The sequence below is a fragment of the Ruegeria sp. YTSB088 genome, assembly GCF_059609825.1.
This window is the reverse complement of the sequence record NZ_JBXWMM010000022.1, coordinates 1-14364: the sequence shown is the minus strand read 5'-3', so window position 1 is coordinate 14364 and position 14364 is coordinate 1. Positions and strand designations below refer to the sequence as shown.

Annotated in this window: 13 protein-coding genes; 6 read left to right on the top strand and 7 right to left on the bottom strand. The window is 52.6% G+C overall.

Features of this window, described 5'->3' with window-relative positions; genetic code table 11:
• Positions 1–4 precede the first annotated feature (4 nt).
• From AC2FFA_RS21800 to AC2FFA_RS21790, 3 genes are all read right to left on the bottom strand, one after another.
• A protein-coding gene (locus AC2FFA_RS21800; protein ID WP_496853222.1) for an IS5 family transposase occupies positions 5–762 on the bottom strand; the annotation gives its coding sequence in 2 pieces (ribosomal slippage) (positions 5–438 and positions 438–762; 759 coding nt in all).
• Positions 763–1679: 917 nt separating this feature from the next.
• Positions 1680–2249 carry a chloramphenicol phosphotransferase CPT family protein gene (locus AC2FFA_RS21795; protein ID WP_496853221.1) on the bottom strand — a complete coding sequence of 190 codons (570 nt, stop codon included), beginning with the start codon at positions 2247–2249 and terminating at the stop codon, positions 1680–1682.
• 36 nt (positions 2250–2285) lie between these two features.
• Positions 2286–3011, bottom strand: coding sequence for a TetR/AcrR family transcriptional regulator (locus tag AC2FFA_RS21790; RefSeq protein ID WP_496853220.1), 726 nt, complete (start codon positions 3009–3011; stop codon positions 2286–2288).
• A 453-nt stretch (positions 3012–3464) separates the two neighbouring features.
• Between AC2FFA_RS21790 and AC2FFA_RS21785 the strand changes: the two genes are divergently transcribed.
• The 4 genes from AC2FFA_RS21785 to AC2FFA_RS21770 all read left to right on the top strand — a co-directional run bounded on the left by AC2FFA_RS21785 (position 3465) and on the right by AC2FFA_RS21770 (position 6451).
• Complete coding sequence (locus tag AC2FFA_RS21785) at positions 3465–4607, top strand: quinone oxidoreductase family protein (protein ID WP_496853219.1); 1143 nt, start codon at positions 3465–3467, stop codon at positions 4605–4607.
• A 110-nt stretch (positions 4608–4717) separates the two neighbouring features.
• Entirely contained in the window at positions 4718–5101 is a 384-nt protein-coding gene (locus tag AC2FFA_RS21780; RefSeq protein WP_496853218.1) for a hypothetical protein, read from the top strand.
• A gap of 144 nt (positions 5102–5245) precedes the next feature.
• On the top strand, positions 5246–5749 hold the full coding sequence (locus tag AC2FFA_RS21775) for an outer membrane protein (RefSeq protein WP_496853217.1): 504 nt from the start codon (positions 5246–5248) through the stop codon (positions 5747–5749).
• A 189-nt stretch (positions 5750–5938) separates the two neighbouring features.
• Positions 5939–6451, top strand: coding sequence for a DUF6653 family protein (locus tag AC2FFA_RS21770; RefSeq protein ID WP_496853216.1), 513 nt, complete (start codon positions 5939–5941; stop codon positions 6449–6451).
• A 213-nt stretch (positions 6452–6664) separates the two neighbouring features.
• On the opposite strand, the gene AC2FFA_RS21765 is transcribed toward AC2FFA_RS21770, so the two are convergent.
• Complete coding sequence (locus AC2FFA_RS21765; RefSeq protein ID WP_496853215.1) at positions 6665–7042, bottom strand: hypothetical protein; 378 nt, start codon at positions 7040–7042, stop codon at positions 6665–6667.
• Between the two features lie 1056 nt (positions 7043–8098).
• Positions 8099–8794 (bottom strand): alpha/beta fold hydrolase, encoded by a 696-nt coding sequence (locus AC2FFA_RS21760; protein ID WP_496853214.1) that lies wholly within the window; start codon positions 8792–8794, stop codon positions 8099–8101.
• A 228-nt stretch (positions 8795–9022) separates the two neighbouring features.
• Between AC2FFA_RS21760 and AC2FFA_RS21755 the strand changes: the two genes are divergently transcribed.
• Together AC2FFA_RS21755 and AC2FFA_RS21750 are read left to right on the top strand one after the other, a co-directional pair.
• Positions 9023–10648, top strand: a complete 1626-nt coding sequence (locus tag AC2FFA_RS21755) for a L,D-transpeptidase family protein (RefSeq protein WP_496853213.1) — start codon at positions 9023–9025, stop codon at positions 10646–10648.
• A gap of 112 nt (positions 10649–10760) precedes the next feature.
• A complete protein-coding gene (locus AC2FFA_RS21750; RefSeq protein ID WP_496853212.1) occupies positions 10761–13505 on the top strand; it encodes an AsmA family protein in 2745 nt (914 codons plus the stop codon).
• 11 nt (positions 13506–13516) lie between these two features.
• On the opposite strand, the gene AC2FFA_RS21745 is transcribed toward AC2FFA_RS21750, so the two are convergent.
• On the bottom strand, positions 13517–14017 hold the full coding sequence (locus tag AC2FFA_RS21745; protein WP_496853211.1) for a hypothetical protein: 501 nt from the start codon (positions 14015–14017) through the stop codon (positions 13517–13519).
• Positions 14018–14141: 124 nt separating this feature from the next.
• The coding region (locus tag AC2FFA_RS21740; RefSeq protein WP_496853210.1) for a hypothetical protein at positions 14142–14364 on the bottom strand (223 nt) is incomplete at its 5' end.

Sequence of the window (14364 nt, the reverse complement as noted above, 5' to 3'; positions counted from 1 at the left end):
GGGTTCATAACCAATAGATGACGGTCGCAGCCAGAGCGATGGCTGAGAGGAAAACCTTGGGACAGCGATCATAGCGTGTCGCCACGCGCCGCCAGTCCTTGAGCCTGCCGAACATGATCTCGATGCGGTTGCGTCGTTTGTATCGGCGCTTGTCGTATCGAACCGGTGTCTTTCGTTTCTTTCGGCCGGGGATGCATGCGCGTATCCCTTTGTCTTGCAACGCTTCTTGGAACCAGTCGGCATCATAGCCGCGGTCCCCGAGCAGCCAGTCGACCTTGGGCAGGCTGCTCAGTAACGCCCGCGCACCGATGTAGTTGCTGACCTGCCCAGCGGTGACGAACAGGCTGAGCGGTCGCCCGTGGCTGTCGCAGATAGCATGCAGTTTGGTATTCATGCCGCCCTTGGTTCGGCCGATCAGGCGTCCACGCCCCCCTTTTTCGCGGCCATGCTGGTCGCAGTGCGATGCGCCTTCAAATAGGTCGCGTTGATCATCACGGTCTGTTCCTCGCCGTGCTCGGCCGCCAGGCCGACCATCATCTGCGCGAAGATGCCTTTCTCGCTCCAACGCTTCCATCGGCTGTAAAGCGTCTTGTGCGGACCATATTCCCGCGGCGCATCCCGCCAGCGCAACCCATTGCGATTAATGAAGATAATCCCACTCGGAACCCGTCTGTCATCGACCCGTGGCTTGCCGTGCGACTTCGGGAAGAAAGAGGTAAGTTTGGCCATCTGCTCGTTGGTCAGCCGGTAAAGGTCGCTCATGTCACCGCTCCGCTTTCCGAGCCGTGAATCACGCAGCGCGTTGAAAATCAATGCATCCTGACCCTAGGTGGAGGAGAAGACACCTGTGTAGGTGTGCGCATAACGCTGCATTCCTTCCATTGATTTCATTTAGATAATTCGGATGCCTTCGCCCATAAACTTGCGCGACAATTGCGCATAACTTTGCACGATTTGCCCATAAGTTTGCGCGGCCCAAAGTACACGCTCAAGTGACAATAGTTTTCGCGCCACTTCGTCAACTTTGAAGCATCGTATCTCAATCAAAAGTGCATTCTGGGCGGTTAAATTCAACCTCTAATTGGAAGACGATGCTAATTTGCGTAGCAGTGGCAGGTCCTCTTCCAATATATTGCGGCGCGGCTCACCCTATCATTACCTCCAGTGCCATTTACTTCAAAAGACGCATGTCCGTACCGCAGCACCTGCTAATGGCATACTGAAAAACAACCTCATCTGCCATTAATCTCTCTTTACAAACCGACCGTCGGTCTACATATACAGGCCATCGGTCTGTTTCCTGCTGGAATCAGACTCTCACAAAGACCTGACTGCGTTCTCACCTTGTGAGTCACCCGAAACAAAATTCCGTCTGCTTCACGAAGTCTGCTTCGTGGACGCAGTACGTGTGTCTGAAATGAAAGCTTGAAACCTGTACAACGAAACGATCCGCACCCCGCGCAGCCTAATTAAATTTTGCGCTCGACAACTGCTTCGACTCTGGCATCAGTCAGATGATGTTCAAAAGGGTAGGAGCTCAGTAGGAAGCTCAATTAATGCGACACCTGTGTCTGACCACATGCGCCGCGATATTGGGTTGGTTGAACGCGGACCCGATGATCGCGCGCACTGGTGGAAATACTGACGTAGTCGGCGCTACAGTTGCCAACCTACAAATATCACAAGCCCAAGTGCGCCTTTATCAACTCAGCGCATGCGAGTGGGGACTTACTTTCAGTGTTGACCGACAGATCATAAGTCATCCCCTCGTGGACACGCTTGTATTGCCATCTGGATAACCCGATGTTTCGGTCTCCGCGCCTTCGTTCCCTTTCCTCCAGTACTTCGAGGGATGCAAAGACACCGACCATGTGAAACTTGAACGGCTCCAATAAGGTCTGATACTCAGATACAGCGCTCGCTGACCCAGATTCCGTGTTTCCAAATAGCACCTCGTCGACGATCAGGTTGTTCCCAGCGCCAGCCATCGCGGCGACCGACCGCCGCATTCCGGACAACGCGCGTTTCGCAAAGGGCCCGGTTCTCGCAAAGGTGGTCACGTTCCCGTCTTCAATGCGCTCTTCAAAGCTCAGCCCGTCCGGGTGGTCTTCAAGCCGCTCTGGCAACATTGCCAGGAATGCATCCATTTCAATGTGCAAGAACGGTTGCGTGGATATGTCCTGAAGTGCTTTTGCAATGGAGCTTTTTCCAACACTCCCAACACCATTCAGAAGAATTACTGTTGCCATGGGTCTCGTGCCTGTCTGCTCGAATTCCGAACCGCATTAATTGGTCGAAGGAAGCGGCGGAAGTTCAGTTGCCATCGTTACGTCTACGGCTTCCGGCCAACCGAAATCCGTTGTCCCATCCGGCAATCCCAAAATGCGGTCGATTGTTAAGAACTGCATGTCGATTGCGGCTTGCAACTTACCAGCAGCATGGTCCGCCGTCTCGGCTCCTCGCGCTTCAATCGCGCGCAACAGGGCAAGGTCCATAAAAGTGCTAAGGAACAAAATGAGCTCTGCGGCCGTATCAATATCCGCGACTGCAAACGTGCCCTCATCACAGCCTTTCTGGATGATCCCGGTCAGGACGGGCATGGCTCCGGTTCTGACCCTACGCTTGAACTGCTCAAGCAGGATCAGATTTTTGTCCTGGTTCATGACTCTGAAGAATTCGACCTGACCAGGATAGTCATGTTCGCGCAGGTAGTTTGCCCGCAAGTGGGTAAAGCTGCGCAACAAATCAAGCGCAGAGGACGTCTCGTCAGAGGCGACAACGGCCATCTGTGAGAAGACGCCCTCCGCCATTCCATCCAATACACCGAACAGCAACTCGTCCTTGGATTTGAAATGATGATAAAATCCACCTTTCGAAACACCGGCCAGATCCAGTACATCTTGTACGGTCGTATCTTCGAACCCTTTGGAAAAGAACAATATTTGTGCGCATCCCAATAATTGAGCGCGACGTTCCTCGGGCTGCATGTTCTTCCGCTTCTTAGATTTCATTCATTTTCCTCTTGAAAACCGACCAGCGGTTTGTAAATACAGACCCATGGTCGGTTTATACTCCGACTCACTTGGCAGGGCAATGTAAATTACCTGCCAACCCGAATTAAACGATGCGTTTACGCAGCCCAAATCCGCAAGCCATGACTCTTCGCGGACCCGGTCGAGTTGCGCGCCCTACACAGGATTGAATGCCATGAATGCTCTTGTCTGTGGATACATTCCACCATCCGAGTTGCGTAGAACGTCGCGTTTGACGGGTATTCGCGAATTGCTCGGGATTCTGATCACGGATTGTCTGCATCTATGTGACGTTCAGCGAGCTTCAGTTCGAATGCGCTGGAATAAGACGTTCGCAAAACAGCTCTCCACCAATTGATCCAAAACCCTCTGGAGAGAAACATGTTAGGTTGCACACGCGCTCTTTCCGCGATTTATCAGTCAGCTAATCGCATGACTGCAATCGCCATTACGGGCACGCCGGACATCGGTGGCGTCGCGGATGTATTGCAGCTGGTGACTGTGCCAGTGCCAAGGCCGTCCGGCCACCAAGTTGCCATTCAGCTGGTCGCGTCCTCAATGCACGTGGATGAGATTTATGCAGCTCAGGGCACGGCCCTAGGTCGGTTCTTTGGACCCAAGGATGTATCCGCTGCTTCCCCCTACCTCATGGGGTCCTCGGCATCGGGCGTCGTTGTTGCGATAGGTCAGGAGGTGAATCGATTTAATGTCGGAGACGAAGTCATCGTCATTCCCAATGAGCTTGGCGAAGCCGGGTCATGGGCAACCTACAGATGCGTGGCGCAACACTACGTGATGCTCAAACCACATGCCTTGTCTCACGTCGAAGCGGCAGCGTCGATGCTTTCCGGATGCGTGGCCTGGGGGACAATCAAAACCGCACGAATAGAAGCGGGTGATCGCTGTCTGGTCGTGGGAGCATCTGGTGCCATTGGATCACTGATGGTCCAGTTTCTTAAATCCAAGGGCGCACATGTCACCGGCGTTTGCAGTGGTGCCAACGCTGGTCTGGTGAACGCTTTGGGGGCTGATGACACAATCGACTACAAGCAGACAGACTTTGGCGCACAAGGCAGGAGCACCTATGACAAAGTCATTGATCTGGTAGGTGGCCGAGAGGTTGAAACCGCCGCCTACCGCACGCTGAAACGTAAGGGCCGGTTCGTCACAATCGTTGGCCCGGTTCGTCACATTGGTGAACGCAAGCTGTCCTGGATCGAGTTTCTCCTGGGCGTTGGGTACATTGTCCGGCGAAGCATGGCCACTCGGTTCCGCGGCCCTCGGTATCATTTTGTCGCATCCCTACCACGGCATAACGCCTATGCAGCCATGCTGAGCATCGCAAAACACAAAATCCGATCACCTATCGAGGCGGAAATCCCATTCGATCTGCCGCAAATCCAGGCCGCGATCAGAACGTTGACGTCGCATCGGACAAGAGGCCGAATTGTCATCAACTTCGAGGCTGACAAGCAAACAAACCAATCAGCAACCCGTTCCAGTCCGGAAGTACATCGGGGTGGGATGTTGGGCCGCAGCAAAACGCAACTCAATCAGAATATGGAAAGACTATGAGAAGACGACATAAATCACTGGGATCGGAGAACCCGATCTCTCATGAACCAAGCCGAAATCGAAGTTTTGGGGCTCAACACTTTGCCACCTTCAGTCAATTTGTGCGGCCAATGCTCGTCGCACTCATCTGTGGTATCTCCCTGAGTGGATGTGCGGCCAACATGGCAGCGACCGGCAGCGATGGCCCCGACTTGAGCGTAGTTAGCCAGGAAGCCACCCGGTTCAATGTAGAACGCCAATTGGGCTCGCCCGAAGAACTACAGCAACAAGCCAATGGGGACTGGGTTGCTGTCTATGATGTTGAGCCCAAGACAAAGCCAAACCTGGCCCGTGCGGCAGGTCACGGAACACTGGATCTCTTTACCTTTGGACTTTGGGAAGTTGTTGGTGGCCCGCTAGAGGTGGCACATGCGCGCCGGGTTCTGGTCACCGCCCGATATGACCAATCAGGGAAACTGCTTCAAATGACCAGCAAACCCAAACCCATCCTCTAATCACGCCTTTGGGTCACCGCTGAACTGAAACGGGAAAGCGGAGACTTCAATGCCCCCACTAATTGACGGTCACTCCCGCAGGTGCATCAAGCATGGCCAGCGACCAGATGCCTTGTCCAAACGAACATCAGAATGGATCTTAAAATGAAAACGATCACAATGATCACACTGGCTGCCATGATGCCAACTCTGTCCTTGGCAGATGAAAGCTGGACCGGCTTCAATGCAGGTTTGCAGCTCTCGACAATCGATGTTTCCGAGGGCAACAAAGACAATGGGAATGCAACTCTGGGCCTTCATGCTAGTTATCTTCACGATCTTGACGGCTACGTAATTGGCGGTGAACTTTCTTATGACGCGGGCGCAGAGGTTGAGGCAGGAGGAAAAGCTGAAAAAGTCGATACCCTGCGCCTGAAGTTTAAAGGCGGGCACGTATTTGGCCGGACATATCTCTACGGCGTGGTTGGCTACGCAAACATCTATGGCGGGTCGAAGAGCGAGGATGGCTATTCTGCGGGTGTCGGTGTGACCTATCGCGCGACGGACAAGATATTGGTCGGTCTTGAATACCTGCGAGACACATACGACACGTCGGGCGATGACATCACGGCTGACTCTGTCGCGCTTCGAGTGTCTTACAAGTTCTAGCTGAAGCCGGTCGAGAATTCCAAAATGGTGGGGACCGCTGCCTGCAACGCACCCCCACCTAAAGAAATTCAGCGTGTAATGATTTTTTTTTGAGACGCATTCGATAAGGCAGGTTCGTATCCCGGCCAAAGTCTGCTTTGTTTAGCAAAACCTCCCTCTGTCAGAGTGGAGGATCCTGGAGTTGAACAGATGGACATAGCGCGGTTTTCCGAACGCCTCATGGGCATGAAAGATGAGGTTTGGCTGCGGCATACAAACCCCTGGTCTGTCTGGACCCGTGTGCTGACGCCGTTACCTATGCTGGCTTTGGCGATCTGGAGTCGGGATTGGATAGGCAATTGGGCTTGGGTCGCTGTGGGTGCAGTTCTGGTCTGGGTTTGGGTCAATCCACGCGCTTTTTCCCGACCTAAGACCTTCGAGAGCTGGTCAGCCCAAGGTGTATTGGGCGAGCGTGTCTGGCTGCGACACCGAGACAAGATTGCGGCTCATCATATACGAGTGGCCAAAGCACTGGCCTATGTCAGCGGATTAGGTCTTCTGCCGTTTGCATACGGCCTTTGGCTATTCGACTTGGGGTTCACATGCCTCGGCATAGTTGTGATCTCAGGTGGAAAGATGTGGTTTGTTGACCGAATGGCGTGGATCTGGAGCGACTTTCTGCGTGATGGTGGGGTGCTGGAAGACCTGACGGCTGGGACGTAGGCCCAATCACTTATCCTTCCACGCCAGCCCCCAAAGTCTTGCTGCCCGGGCAGGCTCCTACCTTTCAGCAAAAGATTAGCCGAAATCGTGGGTCAATTGGATCGCCTGAATCAAAGAAGCGTTTGCCACCATCGTGCAATCAAGCTTTGGCACATGCGGAATTCAGTTTGCTGTGTCATTAACATAATGGTGGACCAGTTCGGTTGGGGAGGCTCACCTGGAAAGCGCGATTGCCACCGCAAGCCAAAATCCCGAGCGAATGATCATCGCTCCAACAGTTCGCCATTCAAAGGGCGTTCCACCAAGCGCCATTGCTATAAAAATCAAGAATACCAGAGCTGTACAAATGCCGATTGCCCAGGCAATTCGTCGAGCCCATACTGCGGATTTAAAGAGTGCGACAGCACCAACAACGTAAACGAACCCAACAAGGAAATTGAACCAAAGCACTATTGGGACCGCGTCCCCGGCTGCGGATTTCACGACCGAACCACCAAACAACACCATCCCCCCGGAAAAAATGGTCAGGAGACCAAAGAGTGCAGCGATTATTGCTACCGGGCGAACCCAAGGTGGGGATTGAGCTATCATTCTTGTCACGGAAGTTCGGTTGCGTAATGCGACGCAACCATCCTACTTCGTCGCACGGCTCACAGCTTGATCAATATCAATGTGATCACTCAGAAAATTTTTTTGTTGGAAGAAAATACTCCCAGAATTCTCCGATAGTAGTTCTTTCAAGACAGTGAGGACCCAGACCTCCGGGATCGTCACGTCCGTGGCGATTGCAGACTGACCACTTGTGTCGCCTAGAGTAGGCTGGATTACGGGTGCTAACTTAGTCTTTGCATATTGATACCCGTTGGAGAACACACTTCCGACAAGTACAGCTGCTCCGCTAATCTCCTATCTGCCGCTACGCGTAGCCGAATCTCAACAAACTCGGTTTCTGCATATCTCTGTCAAACAGACTTCACCGCTCAATCACAGCCATCATCTGCCTGCGCAATCGCGCCAGATCCTCATCCACACTAGCGGCAGGATCGCACGCGAATGTTGGCAATGCCTCCACCTGATGTAGGCGCGCGGATATCGCTGCGTCCCCAACACTGATTACATTCAGAAAATTACGGAGTCTGCGCCCATAACCTTGCGCGAGATTTGCGCATAAGTTTGCATTTTTTGCCCATAAGTTTGCGCGGCGCGTAGAATTCGTTCAATTAATAGTAGTCCTCGCATAACTCAATCGACTTTCGACGCTCATCCACAATCAAGAGTGCACTCTGGCCGGAAAAATTCAACCCTAGTCAGTGGGAAACAGTTCTAAGGCAATTGTGAGAGACTAGTTGGCCAAGACAACGTCGAGCGCCTTGTCTGAGCCGATCTTATTTTCCTAGCTAGTACCGCATACTCATTATCGAGCCTCCGAAAGTGACGGCGCCGAGATCGGTTGCCTGCCATTGAAGCTGAAGCTTCGGTTTGAGATCAATGCCAGCTGATCAGTCGAGACGCGGATTCACTTGCAGAGCTACGGCGCATCTCGCCCGAAGCGCTGATTGAAGTAGGACAATCGGGATAGAAGCAATAACTATTCCTATGCGGGCGATTTCGCTGTCCGCGCGCTCGTGCAGGATCCGGCGGCCAAATTCAAATCGCGGACATTAGCATTCGGGCCAAGTCGTCAGGCTTGTCGATCATCACGTAGTGCCCGAATGGCACCGAAATCGCCGTCCACCCCGACTGATACTGGTATCGCTCAAAAAACGGTTGGCCAAGCCCAGGGACCCAGCCGGTGGCATAGATGTAGGTCCGCTTTACCACCTCGGCTCCGCCGTTCACCAGTTGCATCGGTTGCTCAAATGTCTTGAGTGGTTGCGCGACATTTCGGCGGTCCACCCACGCACAGTCTGCTCCATTCACCGAAAAAGCCTCCGCTGGGCCCGGCGCGACTTTACCATCGGCGGCACTATCACGAAGCCCTGCCGCGATATCCGCAGGCAAAACATCCAAGGCCGCCTGCCCATCGCCCGGTACGAGCGCATCGAGGTACATAAGTGAGCGAATGTGGTCGGGCGCTCTATCCGCCACTCCGGTGACAACCATGCCGCCATAGCTATGACCGCACAAAACAATGTCAGAGAGTTCTTCGCACGTGATTACCCCTAGGACATCCTCGATATGCATGGCCAGATCGGTTTCGTCACTAACGAGGTGAGCACGTTCACCCAACCCTGTCAGTGTCGGGGTGAAAACGTCGTGGCCGTCCCTGCGCAGAAGGGCGGCTACGCGAGCCCAACACCATCCCCCTTGCCACGCTCCGTGGACCAATACAAATGTCGCCATAACCCGCCCAACTCCGTCGATACTGCAATGACAGTAGATTCAACAGGGCCGCCTCGTCCACAGGATCGTTTGGACGTTCAGCGTCAATCCCCTGCATATACACACAGCACTCGAACCCTCCAATCAAATGGCCATACTAAAATCATAAATTACGATTTGATTATACATTATGTATGAGTATCCTCCCACATAGAGACAGCATATAGCGCGAAGCCGCAGGAGGTATTGGTGGGTCACGTTAAGTCGTTAGTCGCGATTTCGCTAACTGCATTGGTAACAATATTCCCCAACCCCAGTGTCGCAAACGAGATATCAGAGCAGATTGCTTCTCTACTCGGTGCCAAGTTGGACGTGAGTAGCACGCTACCTGACAGAAAGAGCTTGGATGCTGAAATCCTAGTGCCGCGTTTCTACGAAGAGAGGGGCTTCACTCCTGCGTGGACACGCGATGAATTGGCAGACGAACTCTTGGAGGAGTTGGATGGCGCTATAGAACAGGGCTTCAGACCGGAAGATTTTGACTTAGCGGAGCTTCAAGCCGCATTTAAGGCCGCCCAAACTGGCGATGTTTCTAATCAAGCATTGTTCGATATTCTGGCAACGGACGCTGCGGTGAAACTGGTTCATCATTTGGTGTTTGGGAAAGTCGACCCAAATGCACTGGACGATGATTGGAACTTCTCAAAACCGGTAATTCAACAAGACCCAGCCGTTGCCCTGAATCAGTTTCTTCAAGGTGAAGGTTTTAGCGCGTTAATCGAACGCATCGATATCGACAATGCGCAGTATACGATGCTTGTCGAAGCACTGAGTAAGTATAGGGCCATTGCTTTACAGGGCGGTTGGACCAATGTTCCGGATGAAACCGTTCTTAAACCAGAGATGGTGGACCCTGCTGTCGCTAAGCTGCGCGAAAGGCTGGCGGCAGAAGGCTTCGTTGAAACAAGCGGTTCTTCTGAAGATGGTGAAAACGGCATAAACACAGCTTGGGTTTACGACGATAACTTGGTGAAATTAGTCAAATCTTTTCAGAGTCGGCATGGATTAGAAGCCGATGGGGTCATTGGCGGTAAGACGTTCGCATCGCTAAACAAACCGGTGGAAGATCGAATTAACAAGCTGCGTCTCAGCTTGGAACGTGGCCGCTGGCTTATGCGGGAAGTCGACGACGAATTCGTGCTGGTGAACATTGCAGGAGCCCGCACATATTTGGTCACATCGGATGGCACGCTTTGGACCACTAGATCAATCACAGGGTCAGCCTATCGAAAGACCCCAGTGTTCCGAGACGAAATCAAGTATATGGAATTCAATCCCACCTGGACCGTTCCCGCCTCGATTTTTCGTAAAGACAAACTTTCGCGCATCCGCAAGGATCCTGCCTATCTGACACGCAACAACTATGTCGTTCGGAACAAGGATGGCCAGACAATCCCCGCAAACGCTGTAAACTGGGGGGCGAAGAACCCCGGCGTGACCCTGGTTCAGCAACCGGGCCCAGACAATGCGCTGGGTTTGGTTAAGTTCATGTTTCCAAACAAATACGCTGTATACTTGCACGACACAAACGACAAAACCCTTTTTGACCGAAACGAGAGAAATCTCAGTTCCGGCTGCGTTCGCCTTGAGTATCCGTTCGAGTTCGCGAGCCTTCTGATGGAGGGAGAGCCAGATTGGAGCCGACAGAAGATGCAGTCCATTTTGGATAGCGGAAAGACAACGCGCGTTGATCTACCTGAGCCAATGCCGGTTCTTTTAACATACTGGACAGCGTGGGTCGAAGACGGGGTCGTTCATTTCCGCGAGGACCCATACGAGCGGGATGCTCGTATCCTGGCGGCTTTGGACCGATGAGCACTAAACGCGCGGCGCGCGCGAACCGAATTATGTGCCCATCTAGTCCAGCAGATTGGCGAACGCCGAATTGCAGATAGACCAAACGGCGTAGGCGACGACAGGGGGATGCATGAGGACTTGGCTTCTTAGATCAATTGGGATTGTCGTACTACTTGTGTTTGCAACAATCGGATTTGTTTGGTTGCTACTTGCTGCGCCGCTATTCTCGGAGATGCGACGGGACCTAGTCGAAAAAGTCCTTTCTGAACAAATCGGACAACCGATTGTGGTTAATGACGATGTAAGTGTCGCGCTTGGACGCATTACCCACATTTACGTCGGTGGTGTGGTTATCCCGAGCCAAACTATGCCGGAAACATCTCTTGCAGAATTGAACCTTCTGGAACTGGAATTGGATGTTGCTGCTTTGGCCAATCGACGTCTGCACTTTGACAACCTCGTCGTTGACGGCCTCCAGGCGAATTTCCTTACAGCTGCTGACGGCACTACAAGTTGGCGAAAAGGCCGACCGACGCCAAAAGCTGAACCCGTAAACGCCACGGAAGTGGACAATCAAGAAGCTATAGCTGAGACAGGCGGGTCCAATGAGGGCGACCCAGAAGGTAGCGGGATCCTCTCATTCCTGAGCGACAAGAATGTAGCTTTCACATCCATTGGGTTGAACATTGATGATCAAACCTCTGGCTTTTCGTTCGTGTTTGACCTCCAGTCTCTCGCTCTGGAACAGGTAGACAAAGGGCAAAGAACAAAGGTCTCGGGGACAGGCTCCGTCAACGGCCAAAGTTTCGAAATCGAGGGTGACTATCCTCATAGTGCGCCGTTTGCGACGCGCGCCAATTTTGGCGAAATGACGGTAAGCTACGACGGCGAACCTTTTTCGGAAAGCGAGGGAGGTGGCTATCGTGCTGTCTTGCAGATGGACACTGGTGAATTCGGTGACTTTCTTGAAGTCATTGGGCTGGAGCGAGTTCTGGAAGGGAATGGCCAGTTGCAAGCAGAGCTTGTTTCTCAGGATGCTCTGAAAATCGAGACCTTTACGACCACCGTAAACCTTGAGGACGGACAGCAACTTACAGCAGAAGGATCGATAGAAGACCTCTACACAGCTCGGGGTGTTGATTTGTTATTCGACGCGCGGCTTTATCCTGAGGGGCAGCCGCCGAACGCTGCAAAGAGTTTCCAGGAGCTGAAGTTCACAGCCTTAGAAATGCACATGGTAGGATCACTTGCGTCTTTCGAGTTCGAGAAGCTTCTGTTCCAAACTAACGCATTTGATCAAGGCCTGGACGTGATCGGGCCAGCCTCTATCGAACGCATTCGCCGCATGCCCGATGGTCGGCTTGCGATGCTGGGCATCGCCTTACAGGCTGGACCGATTGCGGACCCAATTCTAAAGGCCGACGGCGAAATTCTCGACCTGCTTCAGCTTCAGGACGTGACTTTCGAAGGCACACTCAACGGGCCGGCCAAATTGATTTTGCCAAATATGGATGAAGATTTTGTCGATCAGCTCGGTGGCATAAATGCCGACTTCAGCTTGTCCAATGAAGGAGGGCCTGTTTCGCTCAACAGGTTTAATGCAACCACCTATGGCACAGATATTTGGGCGCTTGACCTCGCGCTATCGGTCAGCGAATTGAAAGGGCTGTCAGGCCTTGATTTTGACGTGGAACTGGATGTCAGCGACGGAGCTAGTTTTCTGACTGCGCTTAAATTACAACCTGTCGAGATTGGCGCACTTGCCGTCGATGCAGTGACGTCGAAGCAGGGCGAGGACTTCACTGCCTCAATCGAGTTTGAAGCCGGTTCGTCACACCTTCTGGCCGCTTTGGATGCAAAATTTCCCGAGGGCGCTTCTGTAATTCGCGGAAACGTTGCGAGTAAAAGGCTCGATTTAAACGATCTAAAAAACCTGACCGCTACGCTGGACCAGCTTAAAAGCTTGGTAGGCGACGCTTCAAAAGATCCTGAAACCGACGTACAGCCCTTGGTTCTACCGAAGGAAACCAACGTACAGCCCCCGGTTTTACCAAAGGAGAAAGGAAAGCCAGCCGATCTTCTGGATGTGCAGCGCGTACTGAGAGAGGCTGACGTTCAGGTACAGATCGACTTTAAGGAGATTGTTGGCCAACAAGGCGTAACTTCTGTTTCCAGCCAATTGTCTGCAAAAGAAGGGACAGTAGATTTTGGCCCGCTCCAGATGGCTTATGGCGGTGGAAACTTCAGCCTACGGGCAGTGATGGATCTGATTGACTCACCTGATTGGCTCTCCTTGTCGGGGTCAACCTCAGGATGGGAATTCGGAGAGATTCTCGATGAACTGGGTATCGGGATAGATGCATATGGGCGATTGAGTGGTGAGTTCAACGTTTCAGGCAATACCGCGTCTGGCAATGCGTTTGTGAATTCCATGCGCGGCACTGCTTCTTTATCGATGTCACAAGGCTATGTCAGCACCAGCCTTCTGGAGTTGGCAGGGCTTGGTATTTTCCCATGGCTGTTTTCAGAGGAACTCCGTCAAGGTTACACGGACATAACATGCGTTGTGGCACCAATTAGCATCGAAGCCGGCCGGGTAAGCTCAGACTCCATCGTGGTTGAAACGGGTTCTGTTCAATTGGTGGCCAAGGGCCAAGTGGATTGGGTCAAAGATTTCATTGCGATCAGGGCAGAACCCCGTCGAGTTGGCAAACCGTTATCCCGTAGCGCGTGGCCGTTTGATGTGACTGGCCAACTTTCGTCACCGAAGTTCAAGTTGGATGTGGGTGGATCCAGAAACAAGGCTCCGGAAGGTGCTGATGCGATGCCAGCAGACAGGCAACCGTGCGTGCCAGACATGAATCAGCTTCAATAGTCGGTCACGACCTAGTTCTTGAGTGGTTCAGGCTGTTCTGCCTGACATGCCAAAACGGCCCCGATGGCTTTCGAAGACCCACTCAGATCAAGTTCTACTTCGGTTCCACTTTCACCAATTATCGTGACGCTTTGGCGCTTGCCGAATTCGGTCACAAACGCGGGGTTGTCGAAAAAGGCGTACCCCCCGGGGACGCCATTTTTAAAAACACCTACGGCTTCGCCTTCAAACTTTGCGTCACCAAAATCGAAGTTCACGATACCGGTTGATCCGTCCTCAATCTGAACCCAGGTCGGATTGTAAGCGGCGAAGAAACCGCCAGCCTGATTGGGTGCGACGCCAATCTCAACTGTCATGTCGTCTTCGAAGGGCTTCCACGCGAGGCAGCCGTTTCCTTTCTCGAGGTCGATCAAAATTGTCCAGTCGCCAGACTCACCCCACCGCTCCATACCAGCGGCAAGAGCGCCACTCGCGAGAAGCGTTACCATTGCAGTAAATGCCCAATTGATCATCTGGAACCTCAAAACGTCCTGAAAACTATTTCATTAATCCTACCCATTGCTCTGGATCAATCAAACTAATCCGACAACCTGCAATGGAAGGGTTTAGTGGACCCAGAGTGGACGTGGTATTCTTTTACTCCGCTATATGAGCAAGCTTTCCATCCCATTCTTCGGTGGGAATCTTAGGACTTGGCGGGTCAGCCATGTAGGACGGTGTCATAATTTGCGTACCGTTCTCGTTGAATACTTCCACGATGTTTTGGTGTAGATCAGACAGAATCTTAGGTTCTGGACCCATTAATTTGGTTGCCGCCATCTCGGCTGCGTGATTCAAGCCCCTGAGTTTCAGGGGTATA